Source organism: Paradesulfitobacterium aromaticivorans (assembly GCF_054657415.1).
Genome location: NZ_BAAHYT010000010.1, coordinates 1,105,819 through 1,121,554 on the forward strand (window position 1 = coordinate 1,105,819; position 15,736 = coordinate 1,121,554).

General features: G+C 48.5%; 16 protein-coding genes, 3 tRNA genes and 1 riboswitch. Of the genes, 18 read left to right on the forward strand and 1 reads right to left on the reverse strand.

Annotated elements, in window-relative coordinates; all coding sequences use genetic code 11:
* Positions 1-66: 66 nt before the first annotated feature.
* The 13 genes from ychF (at position 67) to ACYQ2N_RS11190 (ending at position 11,324) form a co-directional block, all read left to right on the forward strand.
* Positions 67-1,167, forward strand: a complete 1,101-nt coding sequence (gene ychF, locus ACYQ2N_RS11130) for a redox-regulated ATPase YchF (RefSeq protein ID WP_459999299.1) — start codon at positions 67-69, stop codon at positions 1,165-1,167.
* A 345-nt stretch (positions 1,168-1,512) separates the two neighbouring features.
* The gene (gene rpsF, locus ACYQ2N_RS11135; RefSeq protein ID WP_459999300.1) at positions 1,513-1,797 is read left to right on the forward strand and encodes a 30S ribosomal protein S6; all 285 of its coding nucleotides are present in this window, start codon (positions 1,513-1,515) and stop codon (positions 1,795-1,797) included.
* 24 nt (positions 1,798-1,821) lie between these two features.
* Complete coding sequence (gene ssb, locus ACYQ2N_RS11140) at positions 1,822-2,229, forward strand: single-stranded DNA-binding protein (RefSeq protein WP_459999301.1); 408 nt, start codon at positions 1,822-1,824, stop codon at positions 2,227-2,229.
* 24 nt (positions 2,230-2,253) lie between these two features.
* Positions 2,254-2,484: a 30S ribosomal protein S18 gene (rpsR, locus tag ACYQ2N_RS11145; RefSeq protein WP_459999302.1), complete on the forward strand. Its 231-nt coding sequence runs from the start codon at positions 2,254-2,256 to the stop codon at positions 2,482-2,484.
* Positions 2,485-2,609: 125 nt separating this feature from the next.
* A complete protein-coding gene (locus tag ACYQ2N_RS11150; protein WP_460000519.1) occupies positions 2,610-2,912 on the forward strand; it encodes a MazG-like family protein in 303 nt (100 codons plus the stop codon).
* 18 nt (positions 2,913-2,930) lie between these two features.
* Entirely contained in the window at positions 2,931-3,869 is a 939-nt protein-coding gene (locus ACYQ2N_RS11155) for a DUF2232 domain-containing protein (RefSeq protein ID WP_459999303.1), read from the forward strand.
* A 20-nt stretch (positions 3,870-3,889) separates the two neighbouring features.
* Positions 3,890-4,336: a 50S ribosomal protein L9 gene (gene rplI / locus ACYQ2N_RS11160; RefSeq protein ID WP_459999304.1), complete on the forward strand. Its 447-nt coding sequence runs from the start codon at positions 3,890-3,892 to the stop codon at positions 4,334-4,336.
* Positions 4,337-4,359: 23 nt separating this feature from the next.
* The gene (gene lonC, locus ACYQ2N_RS11165; RefSeq protein ID WP_459999305.1) at positions 4,360-6,270 is read left to right on the forward strand and encodes a Lon family ATP-dependent protease; all 1,911 of its coding nucleotides are present in this window, start codon (positions 4,360-4,362) and stop codon (positions 6,268-6,270) included.
* Between the two features lie 120 nt (positions 6,271-6,390).
* Positions 6,391-7,725 carry a replicative DNA helicase gene (gene dnaB / locus ACYQ2N_RS11170; RefSeq protein WP_459999306.1) on the forward strand — a complete coding sequence of 445 codons (1,335 nt, stop codon included), beginning with the start codon at positions 6,391-6,393 and terminating at the stop codon, positions 7,723-7,725.
* 233 nt (positions 7,726-7,958) lie between these two features.
* Complete coding sequence (locus ACYQ2N_RS11175; RefSeq protein ID WP_459999307.1) at positions 7,959-9,371, forward strand: NAD(P)/FAD-dependent oxidoreductase; 1,413 nt, start codon at positions 7,959-7,961, stop codon at positions 9,369-9,371.
* A 302-nt stretch (positions 9,372-9,673) separates the two neighbouring features.
* Entirely contained in the window at positions 9,674-10,957 is a 1,284-nt protein-coding gene (locus tag ACYQ2N_RS11180; RefSeq protein WP_459999308.1) for an adenylosuccinate synthase, read from the forward strand.
* 112 nt (positions 10,958-11,069) lie between these two features.
* Positions 11,070-11,145, forward strand: a tRNA-Lys gene (locus ACYQ2N_RS11185).
* Positions 11,146-11,248: 103 nt separating this feature from the next.
* Positions 11,249-11,324: transfer RNA gene (locus ACYQ2N_RS11190), tRNA-Phe, on the forward strand.
* Between the two features lie 99 nt (positions 11,325-11,423).
* On the opposite strand, the gene ACYQ2N_RS11195 is transcribed toward ACYQ2N_RS11190, so the two are convergent.
* Positions 11,424-11,579 carry an aspartyl-phosphate phosphatase Spo0E family protein gene (locus ACYQ2N_RS11195; RefSeq protein WP_460000520.1) on the reverse strand — a complete coding sequence of 52 codons (156 nt, stop codon included), beginning with the start codon at positions 11,577-11,579 and terminating at the stop codon, positions 11,424-11,426.
* 170 nt (positions 11,580-11,749) lie between these two features.
* Between ACYQ2N_RS11195 and ACYQ2N_RS11200 the strand changes: the two genes are divergently transcribed.
* From ACYQ2N_RS11200 to scfB, 5 genes are all read left to right on the forward strand, one after another.
* Positions 11,750-11,824, forward strand: a tRNA-Gly gene (locus tag ACYQ2N_RS11200).
* 185 nt (positions 11,825-12,009) lie between these two features.
* On the forward strand, positions 12,010-12,177 hold the full coding sequence (locus ACYQ2N_RS11205; RefSeq protein WP_459999309.1) for a Spo0E family sporulation regulatory protein-aspartic acid phosphatase: 168 nt from the start codon (positions 12,010-12,012) through the stop codon (positions 12,175-12,177).
* A gap of 118 nt (positions 12,178-12,295) precedes the next feature.
* A riboswitch (M-box (ykoK) riboswitch) is annotated at positions 12,296-12,460 on the forward strand.
* A 311-nt stretch (positions 12,461-12,771) separates the two neighbouring features.
* On the forward strand, positions 12,772-13,707 hold the full coding sequence (locus ACYQ2N_RS11210) for a magnesium transporter CorA family protein (RefSeq protein ID WP_459999310.1): 936 nt from the start codon (positions 12,772-12,774) through the stop codon (positions 13,705-13,707).
* Between the two features lie 84 nt (positions 13,708-13,791).
* A complete protein-coding gene (scfA, locus tag ACYQ2N_RS11215) occupies positions 13,792-13,932 on the forward strand; it encodes a six-cysteine ranthipeptide SCIFF (RefSeq protein ID WP_459999311.1) in 141 nt (46 codons plus the stop codon).
* A 249-nt stretch (positions 13,933-14,181) separates the two neighbouring features.
* Complete coding sequence (gene scfB / locus ACYQ2N_RS11220) at positions 14,182-15,657, forward strand: thioether cross-link-forming SCIFF peptide maturase (RefSeq protein WP_459999312.1); 1,476 nt, start codon at positions 14,182-14,184, stop codon at positions 15,655-15,657.
* Positions 15,658-15,736 lie beyond the last annotated feature (79 nt).

A 15,736-nucleotide genomic window follows, 5' to 3' on the forward strand; every position in this document is an offset into this window, starting at 1 on the left:
GTAGTTTAACATAACATATAATCAGTACAGGCAAATTCAGGGCATTTTTTCACTTGGAGGGTACACATGAGTTTACAAGCTGGAATTGTCGGGTTGCCCAATGTGGGAAAGTCGACTTTGTTTAATGCTATAACGCAAGCGGGTGCAGAAGCGGCCAATTATCCCTTCTGCACCATTGATCCAAATATCGGAATTGTTCAAGTCCCGGATGAGCGGTTGCAGGTCTTAGCCGCAATGGTGAAACCGGATCGGATTGTTCCGGCTGCGGTAGAATTTGTGGACATTGCCGGCTTGGTAAAGGGTGCTAGCAAAGGGGAAGGGCTGGGGAACAGGTTTTTGTCCCATATCCGGGAAGTTGATGCCATTGTCCACGTTGTGCGCTGTTTTGAAGACAGTAATGTCGTGCATGTGGAGGGCAGTGTCGATCCTAAACGGGATATTGAAACGATCGAGTACGAACTGATCCTGGCCGATTTAGAGAGCGTGGACAAGCGCTGGGAGCGGACTTCTAAACTCTTAAAATCCGGGGACAAGAAAGCGCAGGCCGAAGTTGCGCTGTTGGACAGGCTTAAAGAGACCTTTGATCAGGGGCGTCCGGCACGTGCGCTTACTTTTACGGAAGAAGAACTGGAGATTCTCAAAAGTTTTCCGTTGCTTACGGCTAAACCGGTACTTTACGCGGCCAATGTGAGCGAAGACGGGATTAGCACGGCGGATAAAAACCCATATGTGCAGAAAGTACGCGAAATTGCCGTGGCCGAAGGCTCGGAAGCGGTGGTCATCTGTGCTAAAATCGAAGCGGAAATCGCTGAACTCGATCCCGAGGAAAAAGGGGATTTCCTGGCTGACTTAGGGTTACAGGAGTCAGGGCTTGACCGCTTAATTAGGGCAGCCTTCCGCCTTCTGGGGTTGATGACCTTTTTTACGGCAGGCCCGATGGAAGTAAAAGCATGGACAATTCGGGAAGGGACAAAGGCACCGCAAGGGGCCGGAGTTATCCATACAGATTTTGAACGCGGGTTTATCCGGGCTGAAGTTGTTTCGTATAAAGACTTTGTCGCTAACGGCGGGGTCGCCGGAGCCCGGGACAAGGGCTTGGTGCGCCTTGAGGGCAAGGACTATATTATGCAGGACGGGGATATCGTACACTTCAGGTTCAATGTTTGACACTCCTACGACTGAGGCCGTAAGGCAGAAACTAAAAAAACCTATGGAGGGGTTGCAGGGATAGCGAACCATTTCGACAGAGGAGCGTTAAGCGAGTGTAGTCGGCGAAGCGTTAAGACGCACCGAAGGTTCACATGCAGTAATACAAAGGGGTTTCGGATGCGTCAGCGGAGCCGACAAGCGAGTAGCTCCGGCGTCATGGTGAGCGCCCTGCAACTCCTCCATTGTAAATGAATTAATAAAGTTTGCGTTTTCTTCCTTAAACTGCTATAATTTTTTATTGGCAGCTTTGCCAAATCCCTGCTCCGCTAGACGGGGCCGCTAAGTCCGAGGGGAGGTGCACACATGCAAGTGTACGAAGTATTGTATATCATCCGGACTGATCTGGATGATGAGGCGATTGCCGCCGAAGTGGACAAGTATGGTGAGATTGTTAACACCAACGGTGGGTCTGACCTGTCCATTGACAAATGGGGCAAACGCCGCTTGGCCTACGAGATTAATGATTATCGGGAAGGGTATTATGTCCTGATGACCTTTAATGGCGAGGCCCGTACAGCGCAAGAAGTGGAACGGATTATGAAAATTTCCGATACCATTTTGCGTTTCTTGACTACCAAGAAAGAATAGTAGGAATTTTTAGGAGGGGTTCCCGTGTTGAATCGCGTCGTTTTAATTGGCCGTTTAACGAAAGACCCCGAGTTGCGTTACACTCCGAATGGGATAGCTGTTGCTAATTTTACCTTAGCTATTGACCGTAATTTCAAAAACTCGCAGGGCGAACGGGAAGCAGACTTTATTCCCTGTGTAGTCTACCGTCAATTGGCAGAACTGGTGACAAATTATTTGGCTAAGGGAAAATTGGCTGCTGTTGACGGCCGCATTCAGGTTCGTTCTTATAATGCTCAGGACGGGCAAAGACGGTGGGTTACGGAAGTTATCGCAGAAGATGTTCGCTTCTTAAGCCCGAAAGATTCACAAAATACCGGCACTGAACACGCTGCCGGCGCTGTTGGCAGTTATGGGCATGAAGTAAGCTTAGATGATGATATTCCGTTTTAGGCCATTTCGAATGGAGGGTAGGGTATGAAGCGTGAACGTGGACGCCGTCCGCGCAAAAGAGTATGCAGCTTTTGTGTGGATAAGGTAGAGTCCTTAGATTACAAAGAGACCGGTAAACTCCGCAAGTTCGTTACTGAACGCGGTAAAATTTTGCCGCGCCGCATCTCCGGTAACTGTGCCAAGCACCAACGGCAAGTGACAGTTGCGATTAAACGCGCGCGTAGTATTGCATTGTTGCCATATAGTGTGGAGTAAAGAAAAGGGAGCACGTCTCCCTTTTTTCGTTTTTAGCAGGAGAATTTTTGCCAGATAACGAATTCATTACCAAGGTGGAGTTTGCCCCAGTATTTATTTTTTGGGAGGAATCGGCCTTGGAGCAAATTGAAGTTGATGTAGTGAAGAGTTTAAGAACAATTGAGGAGCTTAAAGTTAATCTGCTTCAGGCACAATGGCTCTTTCAGCACGGTACTGTAAGCGGAGCGGAAAATGAGATGGTTCAGGGATTGGCGGACATGGTAGCCTTAAGCTACCTCGTGAGCAAGCGCTTAGGCTTTGATTTTTCCCGTTTGGACAGAACTTTGATCAAGCGCCTGGAAGAATGGCGGGCACAGGATATGGCGGGTCTTGAAAGCCAGTGGGGGGATTTGAGCTTGCTTTATAGCTACCTTGCCCCCGAAGATTAAGCTGGGAGTAATGCTTTAATGTATATCAGCGATGAGAAGGTCATTGATTATCTGGGACTGGTTCTGCTTTTGTTTCTGCCGCTGCTAGGAATAGCCTTGAACTTATGGGGCTGGTTCCTGGAAATTCTGATCATGCTGGCGGTATTTGTGGCGATCAGGCGTCACGGTCCCGGCAGGGCAATGTTATTCCTGGGCGCAGGCTATGTTTTACCTTTAATAATTCACGGTTTATCAGCCTCTGCGCACATGAGCTTTGTTCCTTGGGCTGCCATGTTGGCGGGGTTGGGGTTGCAGAAACTGTGGCCACAGCGGGTGGTCTACTTCTGGAGTTTAGTCTTAGCCGGAGTCTTAGGCTCCTTGCCTTTTGTAACGATTGCGCTTCAGAGTTTGGAAGCACAGTCAATTAAAGACTTTACCAATTATGCGCTTGAATTCTACCGCTCTTCCGGTATGCTTAGTGCGATTCAGCAACAGGGAGTGGACGAGTATCAGCTGCGCCTTTTTCTAGAGCAGTATCTTCCGTTCTATGTCATGTTAACTCCGGCATTTACTGCGCTTGCGAGCATGCTTGAATTTGGAGTGGTTGCTTATTTTGCCCGGCGCTGGTTTTATAAGAATGAGGGCATGGTTCCGTTTGCCCGCTGGCGTTTGCCCTGGTATGCGATCTGGGGGGCTATCCTTGCTCTCGCCAGCTACCTTTTGGGAGATGAGTTAGCCTGGCATGCTTTACGCGGAGTGGGGCTCAACCTAATGGTTGTGTATGTGGCTTTGGCTATGGTCATTGGGATCTCAGTCTACCTTTATTTTTTACAGTCGCCGCAGGTGCCCAGGTTCCTTAAGTGGATGCTTATTCTGGTCAATCTCTTTTATTTCTTTTTCAGTTTCGTCAGTATTATTATGTTCGGCCTTTTTGACATGGTGCTTAATTTTAGGAAGCTGCCTGAGTCGAAGGGTTAAACGATGTGGGGTGAGTTGAGATGAAGGTTATTCTGAAAGTTGACGTTAAAGCCTTGGGCAAGCAAGGACAAGTGTGCGAGGTTGCAGATGGGTATGCGCGCAATTTCCTGTTCTCCAAGGGCTTGGCGGTGGAGGCCACCTCCGGCAATCTCCAGGACTTGGCTCATAAAAAGGCGGTCGAAGAAAAACGCAAAGACAAGGAAAAGCAAGATGCGAGCGAGTTGGCTAGCCGACTCAATTCCCTGGTCGTGGAAGTGGGTACGAAAACCGGGGAAGGAGGACGCTTATTCGGTTCGGTCACTACGAAGGAAATAGCGGACGCTCTTAAGAAGAATTACGGCATCGAGCTGGATAAGAGGAAGCTGGAACTTAAAGAACCGATTAAAGCTTTAGGGGAGTATACGCTTGCGGCTAAACTCCATCCGGAAGTCAGCGCCCGCATACAGGTAAAGGTTATCGCCTCCTAAACTCAGACTGGAAGGGGACAGCGATGAAAGGGCTATTAACAAAATGGTTGCAGCATAATACTTGGAGCGAACGGTTGGACGACGAGGAGCAATGGCAGCGTGAGGTCGATGCCCTTTACGGATTGCTGGCAAATTATTACGGTTCTGATAAACTCGTGTTAAAAGCGAGTAAACTTGAAGCCTTGAGCCTAATGCGTTCAGATAGCCTGCCCGAGCGGGTGGCCGGGCTGCAAAAGCTTATTAGTGATGACCCTACGGTCAAGCCAACTCCCCGGAAGCAGGAGATCCCTGCGCTTCTGGATGAGATTGAGGAAGAGATTGCGGATTTATTGGCCCGCCGCTCGGTGGAAGACCGCTTGGAAAAAGCGGTCGCCGACAAAATGCAGGAGCGGCATGAAGATTATGTTAAAGACATAAAAATGCAGGTCCTGAAAGAAACTTCAAGCCCGGAAAATGCGCAGACTTTGAAGAAACTAGCGATGCTTGAGGTTATGAACCAGACTAAACTGGGGAGTCAGGCTGCGGATATTCTTCGCCCCCAGGCCGTGGAGGAGATTATTGGGCAAGAAAGTGCAGTCAGAGCCTTGCTGGCAAAGCTGGCCACTCCTTACCCCCAGCATATTTTGATTTACGGGCCGCCGGGAGTTGGAAAAACGTCCGCCGCCAGGGTGGCATTGGAGACGGTGAAGAAACATCCTCATTCCCCGTTTGCCTCTAATGCTCCTTTTGTCGAAGTGGACGGCACGACATTGCGCTGGGATCCCCGGGATGTGACCAATCCCCTCTTGGGCTCGGTGCATGACCCTATTTATCAGGGAGCTAAACGCGATCTGGCTGACACTGGAATTCCTGAGCCCAAGCTCGGTCTGGTGAGTGAATCTCACGGCGGGATTCTCTTTATTGATGAGATTGGGGAAATGGACAGTCTCCTTTTAAATAAGCTCTTAAAAGTATTGGAAGACAAGCGGGTGTCATTTGATTCATCTTATTACGACCCGGGCGACCCCTATATTCCACAGTATATTAAGAAATTATTTGAGGAAGGCGCGCCCGCTGATTTTGTCCTGATCGGGGCGACCACACGCGATCCCGGTGAACTTAACCCAGCACTCCGTTCCCGCTGTGCTGAGGTTTACTTTGTCCCGCTGGAACCTGCGGATGTTCAGAATATCGTGCGCCAGGCAGCTTTCAAACTGGGAGTGAGCCTGGAGAAAAATGTGTCGGAAATCATTAGCGAGTACGTGATTGAAGGCCGCAAAGCAACCAGCCTTTTGACAGATGCTTACGGCTTGGCGCGGTTTCGTAACCCTGAGCAAGAGAGGATTACGGTCTCCGGTGCCGATGTTTACGAAGTCCTGCGTTCAGCGCGCCTTACTCCCTATAATGCCAATAAGGCGGCATTCAAACCGGAAACCGGACGTATCTTGGGGTTGGGAGTGGCAGGTTTTGTAGGGTCTGTGTTGGAGATTGAAGTGATCACTTTTGCTGACCGCAACGGGAAAGGCTCGGTTCGTTTTAATGAAACGGCTGGGAGCATGGCCCGCGATGCGGTGTTTAATGCCACGGCGATGATCAGGAATCTGACGGGGGAAGACCTGAGCAATTATGACGTGCATGTTAATGTAATTGGCGGGGGCAAGATTGACGGGCCTTCGGCCGGGCTAGCCACAACCTTGGCTATTTTCAGTTCTCTCAAAGGACAGCCTTTGCGGCAGGATGTGGCAGTTACGGGGGAGATTTCCGTGCGCGGCAAGGTTAAGCCCGTGGGCGGGATTTATGAGAAGATTTTCGGGGCCAAGCAGGCAGGGGTGCGCTCGGTTCTGATTCCGGCGGAAAACATGGTTGATGTCCCGGAAGGGTTGCGTGGGATAGAGGTTATTCCTGTAAGCACGATTGAAGAGGCACTTAAACAGGTGCTGCCTGTTGGTGTATAATAGTCAGGTGATGAATTATTAATTTTCCTTCTCATAGGAGTTGTGGTTTTTCGTACAAGATTAAGGCCGGACAAAACGTCTCTGGCTTTTCTTTTTCTTTTTTACGGGAGGAGATGTGAGATGGAGCTGCCGAAAGTTCCACCCCAAAGCCTGGAAGCGGAGCAAGCGGTTTTAGGCGCTTTAATGCTAGACCCTCAGACCGGGAGCAGTGTCTTTGAAATTCTGCAGGCTGAGGATTTCTACCGTGACAATCACCGTTTAGTGTTCACGGCTATCAGGGGACTTTTTGAAAGCGGAGAACCCATCGACCTTGTTACGGTGGCGGAAGTGTTGCGCCGCGAAGGCAGGCTGGAACAGGTGGGGGGGCTTGCCACCATCGCGGAGATTGCTCGTTCTGTGCCCACAGCAGCTAATGCTGACCATTATGCGGTTATGGTTGGGGAGAAGTCCCTGATGCGGCAGTTGATCAGAATTGCTGCCCAGATTGCGGAAAGAGGGTATGAACCGGGGGAAGAAGCAACTCAGCTATTGGAAGAAGCGGAGAAAATGCTCTTAGAATTATCCCTCAAGCAGGTAAAAAATGATTTTATCCCTATTCGGACAATTTTACTGAATACATTTGAAAAGATTGAACATCTCTCTAACAATAAAGGGAACTTGACCGGGGTCCCGACTTTTTTCCATGAGCTTGACCGCATGACCTCAGGCTGGCAGGCAGCGGACTTGATAGTTATTGCTGCCCGACCTTCGATGGGAAAAACGGCTTTGGTCTTAAACATGGCTCAGAATGCGGCAGTAAGGTCCAAAGTCCCGGTAGTGGTCTTCAGCCTGGAAATGTCTAAGGAACAACTTGTACAGCGGATGCTCTGTTCCGAGGCTATGGTCGACCAGCAGCGGGTGCGCACAGGGGAGTTGTTGGACAGCGACTGGCCCAAGCTTACCCGTGCAGTCGGGCCTTTGTCGGAAGCGCCTATTTTTATCGATGATACAGTCGGTATTTCCTTGGCTGAGCTGCGTTCCAAGGCACGGCGGCTAAAAAGGGAGAACGGTCTGGGGTTGGTTGTTATCGATTATTTACAGCTAATGACGGTAGGGAAACGGGCTGAGAGCCGCCAGCAGGAAGTGGCCCAGATTTCGCGCGGGCTAAAAAGTATTGCGCGTGAGCTTAAGGTTCCGGTGATCGCCCTGTCTCAGCTGAACCGCGGAGTTGAGCAAAGGCAGGACAAACGTCCGATTATGTCTGACCTCTTAGAGTCAGGAGCAATCGAAGCGGATGCCGATGTTATATCTTTTATTTATAGAGACGAGTATTACCATCCCGACTCCGAGAAGAAAGGGATTGCAGAGATAATAGTGGCCAAACACCGCAACGGCCCGGTCGGGACTTTGGAACTGGGGTATCTTAAGGAATTTACTAAGTTTGTAAACCTTGATCGAAACCACTCCGGCATGTAAACGCGAACACAAACACAAATTAAGCAGTATTGTTAGGGATCATGTCGAATATTTTTCAGATGAAACAAGTTAATGTTCGATTTATTCATTGACAACGACCTTTAACATTGTTAATATTAAGCTGTTTGTGTTTGGTGCAGTTTAATCAATCGTAACTTTTCTAGTCTTGTGGCATGCCGTTTCCGCGCGTAAAACATGTGACGGACAGGTCGGAGGCAGAGGAGGATATAAAATTGAAACATGAAGTAGACGTTTTAGTTATCGGGGCCGGTCCTGCCGGCATTTTTACCGCTTTGGAGCTTACGAAACACCGGTCTGATTTGAATATTTTAATCGTGGATAAAGGAAATACAATTGAGAAGCGTAAATGTCCGGCCCGTGAGACAGGAGTCTGTAAAAACTGCACTCCGTGCGCCATCACCAGCGGCTGGTCTGGAGCTGGTGCTTTCAGTGATGGCAAACTTTCGCTCTCCCCTGCGGTTGGAGGCAGGCTCACTGAATATATGCGCGAGGGGAAAGCCCAGGAACTAATAGATTATGCGGATTCAATTTACCGAGGCTTTGGGGCCAGGGACTCTGTGCATGGGCTTGACACCAGAAGGGTTGAGGAAATTCAGTACGAGGCTTCCCGCTACAATATTCAGCTTATTCATTCCCCAGTAAGGCATCTGGGCACAGAACTGGCTGCCGAAGTTTTGCGGTCAATGTACGAACACCTGGTAAATAACACCAGGACGGAGTTTTGGGAATTATCAGAGGTTATTGACATCTTGACTGCTCCCGAGGGGATAACGGGTGCCCGCATTAAAAAACGGGGCCAGGAAGAGATTATCGAGGTTAGAGCGCGCTATGTTGTCGTCGCACCCGGGCGCGGCGGGGCCAGTTGGCTGACAGAGCAGACAGTGCGCCTGGGAATCGAGACGGAAAATAATGAGGTAGATATCGGGGTGCGGGTTGAAGTTCCGAACTCCATCTTAGACCATTTGACGAAGGATCTTTATGAACCCAAATTAGTGTACTACTCGGACACCTTTGAGCTCAAAACCCGCAGTTTTTGTGTCAATCCAGGCGGAGTGGTGTCAGAGGAACACTATGACGGAGGGATCGCTGTGGTAAATGGCCACAGCTATGCGGATCCAGCTAGGAAAACTTCAAATACTAACTTTGCCCTGTTGGTATCCACTCGCTTTACCCGGCCTTTCAACCAGCCGATTGAGTACGGTCGCTATATTGCCCGCCTCGCCAATATGTTGACTGGGGGAGGGGTAATGGTCCAGCGCCTGGGGGATTTGCTGCAGGGGAGACGTACGGATGAGAGCCGCCTGCGCAAGTCGACAACTGTTCCAACCATGAAATCGGCTGTGCCTGGGGACTTGAGCTATGTCTTGCCGGAGCGCTATCTTATTTCCCTGACGGAAACCCTGCGGGCTTTTGACAACATTGCTCCCGGTCTTTATTCCCGCAATACCCTGCTGTATGGGGTGGAAGTGAAGTTTTATTCTTCTAAAGTGAAGGTGAATAACAACTTCGAAACCGCTATCCCACGCCTGTATGCGATTGGGGACGGCGCAGGGATTACCCGTGGGCTGATGCAGGCTTCGACCACCGGGATCGTGGTGGCTCGCGACTTAGTGGATAAAGCCTGAATAAAAGTCCTGGCCTTACACGAGAGACGTCATGCCAAAAGGAATGGGATGAAAAAAGATAAAGTGAGCAATATTTAAATTAGATGTCCGGTCCGCGTAATGCGGCACCAACAGAGGATGCACTGCAGTTGGATTGCAACCTGCTGAAGGGTTCGAGTTTATCCGATGGCTAACTGCCACTAAGACTTCCGCTTCTTAAGCGGAAGATAAGTGGCACTAAGCCCCTGGATAAGTGCAACTAAACTTCAGATGGAGTTAAAACTCCACCTGAAGTAAGTTTTCTTTATAAGGGAGGAATCAGGATGTCTGCGGTTGTTTTAATAGGTGCGCAATGGGGAGACGAGGGTAAGGGAAAAGTTACGGATTTCCTGGCAGAAAAAGCTAAAATGGTAGTCCGCTATCAAGGGGGGAACAACGCAGGCCATACGGTGGTAGTCAATGGAGAAGAATTCAAGCTCCACTTAATTCCCTCAGGGATTCTTTATGAAGACAAAACGTGCGTGATTGGCAATGGCGTCGTGCTTGACCCCAAGGTTCTGTTGGAGGAACTATACTATCTTGAAAAACGCGGTATCAAAACCGGTCAGCTTTTAATCAGTAGCAATGCGCAAGTGATTATGCCGTACCATCGCTTGCTTGATTCCCTCGAGGAAGATGCCCGCGGGGAGCATAAGATTGGTACGACCAAACGCGGAATTGGACCTGCCTATATGGATAAAACTGCGCGCATTGGGATAAGGGTCAGTGATTTAATTGACAGGGACGAGTTTTCCGATCGATTGAAGCGTAATCTAGCGGAAAAGAATAATATCCTTACTAAACTTTATGGGCTTGAACCGCTCAAGTTTGAAGAGATTTTCAACGAGTACCAGGAATATGCTCTAAAGCTACGTCCGTATGTTACGGACAGCTCCCTGGTGATCAATGAAAGTATCCAAAAAGGAGAGAGAATTCTCTTTGAAGGAGCGCAAGGAACCTTGCTCGATCTTGATCATGGGACTTATCCTTACGTGACTTCCTCCCACCCAATAGCGGGCGGGGCTTGTATCGGGGCTGGAGTCGGGCCTACCCGCATCCAGCGGGTGGTTGGGGTAGCCAAGGCCTATACCACCAGAGTCGGGGAAGGACCGTTTCCTACGGAGCTCCTGGATCAAACAGGAGAAATCCTGCGCGAACGCGGGCATGAATTCGGCACAACCACAGGGCGCGCCCGCCGCTGCGGTTGGTTTGACGCGGTTATTGTCCGGTACGCGGCACGGGTTAATGGTTTGACGGATTTAGCTATCACTAAGCTTGACGTGCTAACCGGGTTGGAAAAGATCCGAATTGGTGTTGGCTACAGGGCTGGCAATGAGGTTATTTACGAGTTTCCGCAAAGCCAGAAAATTTTCCGGGACAGCCTGCCGGTGTATGAGGAAATGCCAGGCTGGAACGAAGAAATTACTGGAATCAGGCACTTTGAAGACTTGCCTGCAGCCGCGCAAAATTTTATCCAGCGCGTGGAGCAATTGACTCAGGTACAGGTTACCTTGGTAGCCGTGGGGCCGGGAAGGGAACAGACAATTGTCCGGGGTAATATTTTTTAGAAAAATATTTTTGAGCAGAAGCTTACTCAGAACTCTTGACAGCTTATACACTTTCAGGTAAAATCCTAATTTGTGACGTCCCATTTTTACCGTGGAGGGACGAGGTATAGTTGAGCCATTAGCTCAGTCGGTAGAGCACCTGACTTTTAATCAGGGTGTCCCGCGTTCGAGTCGCGGATGGCTCACCATTCTCGAGGTTCGTGGTTCGATATTCGTCGTTCGAACGAAAGAAAATCATGATATAATCTCTAGTCTCGAACATCGAACATCGAATATCGAATATCGATTTACGCCCCGGTAGCTCAGTCGGTAGAGCAGAGGACTGAAAATCCTCGTGTCGGCGGTTCGATTCCGTCCTGGGGCACCACTTATACATTAAACCCTCCTGCTTCCTCTTTTCTCAAAGATGGAACAGGAGGGTTTTTTAAGCAACAATATGGTTCACAGGTCTGAGTGAGGAAACGACTTAAGTGCTTAGAGCGGTGCCGATAGAGCTTGCTCCGGAGTGCCATAATAAATTCAGGAGCTGATCTAACCACTGGCTTTGGGCGTATCCCAGCGGATGATGTGTACCGGCATATTGCTGAGCCAGTTGGACTAGCCGAGATTTTTCCTCCTCTATTTGTCTAAGCGCTGGTTACAGTTCTCTGCCTAATTTAGTTGTCGAAGTTCAATAGGGTGCAGATCCGGTCTGATAGATTTTGGTTCCAAAAAACATAAAAATTATAAAGATTGTGAGCGTGTTGACAGAATGTAAAAGCCAGTTTATACTTATTATCGTTCTCTTATTTTGCGGATGTGGCTCAGTGGTAGAGCATTGGCTTCCCAAGCCGAGGATCGCGGGTTCGAATCCCGTCATCCGCTCCATCAGAAATTTAGACGTCGCAAGAAGTTGCGACGTTTTTGGTACCATCAAACATTTTCATGGCTAAATAATTTAAATTAATACCAAGTACCTTGCTAAGACACCAAAAATGTACTAAGATATTCCAGGGGAACTTGCAAACTTACATATAATCGCATTTGAATGATGTGGAGAGAGGTATGTAGAGGTGGAGCTGGAGTTAGATATCCTGTTGCAAATGATTGAGGAGTCAAGGCGGCGGATGAACGAGTCCGCCAGAGAAAGATCACTTACAGACCCTGACGTGGTGCAGATTAGTCAGGGACTTGACCGTCTGCTTAATCAGTATTATTCGATTGTAAGCAGAGCCGGTTAAGCGGACGAAGTTAAACAAGTGGTAGCGCCTCGGCCTTGGCCGGGGTTTATTTTTTTTGCTATTGAAAAGGCCGAAGGACAAGAGTATTATTAATTAGGATATCTAAAAATGAATTGTTAAAGATCTTCGTTAGGTGAGGCTCCTACATGGATATAGGCTGCTGCCCTGCCCCATCGAAAGATGCCCAAGGGTTAACAGGTATTACCGAAATAAGGTTTTACCTAATGTAGCTGGATTCAATCCAAAGCTGTGTAGTGCCAAAGCTGAACGAGTGAAGATGCAAGTAAAGCCGTTGTTGGCTTTATATTCCCTTTCACTCGTAGTGAAAGGGTTTTTTTAGTACTAAATTTGTTAGAGCCATTATATTCTGAAAGACGGAGGTGGTTGGTGTGGACGGAGACCCGTGTAGTATGTTAGCAGTTAAGACTGAACAAGCCGGATACACCGGCCAGGCCTAAATTTTGCCTGTGTAAGCACGTGCACGTTAAGTTAAACTCAGCTCGTGTCAAGATGCACTTGTCAGGCAGAAACTTAGGTTATTTAAGCTTCTGAAATCGCATACTAAACTAGTCAAGTAAGAAGGGACTAATGGCTATGATGGAAATATTGAAATCTGCAGTGGATGGGCTGGTAACCCTAGACTGCTATGAAGATGGAACATGGGTGAACCTTGTTAATCCGACTGAGGAAGAAGTCCTTAAAGTAAGCAGCACGCTTAAGCTCGATCCGGACTATGTGCGGGCAGCTCTGGACGAAGAAGAACGATCTCGTATTGAGATTGATGACGATGGTTCCACCCTGATACTCGTCGATATTCCAATCGCCGAGTATGATGGCAACTCTCCTTTTTACACAACCATTCCCCTCGGCATTATCATAACTGATAGAAGCATTATTACTGTTTGCCTGAGAGAAAACCCGATCATCAAGGACTTCTTGGATAATAGGGTCAAGACATTTTACACTTACAAAAAAACCCGCTTTATTCTGCAAATTCTGTATCGCAATGCAGCCAAATATCTGCAGTATTTGAAAAGGATCGACAAAGAAAGCAGTCTGATCGAAGCCAAACTCCATAAATCCACTAAGAATAAAGAGCTTATTCAATTACTTGAGCTTGAGAAAAGCCTTGTTTATTTCTCAACCTCCCTCAAATCTAATGAAATCGTACTTGAAAAAATGCTGCGCACAGAAAGTATCAAAAATTACCCGGAAGATACTGAGTTACTGGAAGATGTCATTATCGAGAATAAACAGGCAATCGAAATGGCCAAGATTTACAGCGACATTTTGACAGGGACAATGGATGCTTTTGCCTCAGTTATCTCGAATAACTTAAACATCCTCATGAAGTTTTTGGCTTCAGTAACCATTGTGATGGCTATTCCTACCATGATCGCGAGTTTTTTCGGCATGAACGTAAATGTTCCGTTGCACGACAATCCCCACGCTTTTGCAATCATTGTGGTTATTGTTGTGGGGGCCTGTGTCGTAGCAGCGCTGGCTATGGCGAAGAAAAAGATGTTTTGACACAAGATGTTGTGACAGTGCTTTGCCATTTAACTTGCCCGCATGCTATAATCAGGGTAGTTTGAGATGGGAGGAGGGGTTTGGGTGTCCAAGCACATTCAAACAGTTGTGAAAGCTAATCTAAGCGCAACACTTAAAACCGGGGGTTGTGGGGAGTGCCAGACTTCATGTCAATCTGCCTGCAAGACTTCCTGCACGGTAGGCAATCAAGTGTGCGTGAAGTAACTGTCCATTGGCCTAACTTTAATCAATAATAACATCAGGGAAGCATCTGACCGGAACCCGCCTTTCAAGGATGGGTTCTCTTTCTGTTTGATGTAAAGTAGTATTAAGGTATTCAGGAGTCAGAATTCAGTATCCAGTATTCTTTGGGTCTTAAGCCCTTGATTTATTCGCAAAAATTATTCTGACTACTGACTACTGGCTCCTGACTCCATAGTAGTTAAGATTAGATTGTGTGAGAGAGAGGATAGAATGCTTAATTTAGAAGGATATCTTATTAAGAAAAATGTCCATGCTTACAGGCAGGGGGATATTTTCATAGCCTATGATGTTAATTCTGGCTCTATCCATATATTGGATGAGGCTGCTTATCAAACGATTAAACTCATGGAAGAATTACAAGAGAAGGGTCAAGCGGTTACTGGCGCAAACCTGCTTAGCTTAGCTAGAGCAAGTTCATTTAATACTATGGAGGATACTGAAGGTTTAGGCACGGATCCTTTGCGTCAGGAGCTAGAGGAGATCCTAAGCGAGTTTGCAGAGTTACAGCAAGAGGGGACACTCTTTGCCGGGGAAGCGCCGGAAAATCCTCCGTCTTATCCCGCAAAGCCGGTGGTTAAGTCGATCTGCCTCCATGTTGCCCATGACTGCAATTTGCGCTGTGAATACTGTTTTGCGGGAACTGGGGCATTCGGAGGAGCGCGCACATTGATGGAGTTTGAAACCGGTGCGAAAGCAATAGATTTTGTGCTCGAGGCCTCAGGGCACCGTTCGCATTGTGAAGTGGACTTTTTTGGGGGAGAGCCTCTCCTCAATTTTCCAGTAGTGAAAGAGCTGGTGCACTATGGGCGTGAAGCGGCGGCTAAAGCTGGCAAGAGCATAAAATTTACCTTGACCACCAACGCTGTGCTTCTGGATGATGAGGTTCAGGCTTTTTTAGAAGCGGAAGATATAAGTGTAGTCTTAAGCCTGGACGGCCGCCCGGAGGTTCACGACCGCATGCGCCCATATGCGGATGGGCGTGGAAGTTACGAGGAAGTGGTTCCCGCTATCCGCAAGTTTGTGGCGCAAAGGCCGGAAAGTTCTCCCTACGCGGTTGGGACATATTACTATGTGCGCGGCACCTATACCCATTTCAATCTGGATTTTGACCGCGATGTCTTGCACATGGCTGAGCTAGGGATCGGGCAAATTTCTCTGGAGCCTGTGGTCGCCGGGCCGCAAGATGCTTACGCTTTTCGGGACGGAGATTTGGAGGAGGTCCGTGCGGCCTATGACCGGTTAGGGGAAGAAATACTTGTCCGCCGTCGGCAGGGACGGGATTTTAACTTCTTCCATTTTAATGTGGGTTTAGACCAGGGACCCTGCCTGCCTAAGCGTTTGGCTGGGTGTGGGGCCGGACATGAGTACGTGGCAATTTCTCCGGAAGGGGATCTCTATCCCTGCCATCAGTTTGTCGGCCAACAGCAGTATAAGATGGGGTCGCTTAATGGAGATGACGGGGTTAAACTTGATACCGGGCTGGTGCAGGCTTTTCGCTCGGCCCACATTTATGCCAAGCCCGCTTGCCGGGAGTGCTGGACTCGCTTTGCTTGCAGTGGGGGTTGCCATGCGGCCAATACCGCCTTTACCGGTGACCTGACCCAAGTGTATACTTTAGGGTGTGAACTTCAGCAGAAACGACTGGAAGTCGCGCTTTATCTGAAGGTTAAGGAACTGCAGGCTTAAGGAGTTTTTCAAGGTAGTCAGTATTCAGCAGTCAGTATTCAGGAGACAGAATTCAGGCTCCCATCCCGTACTCCTGACT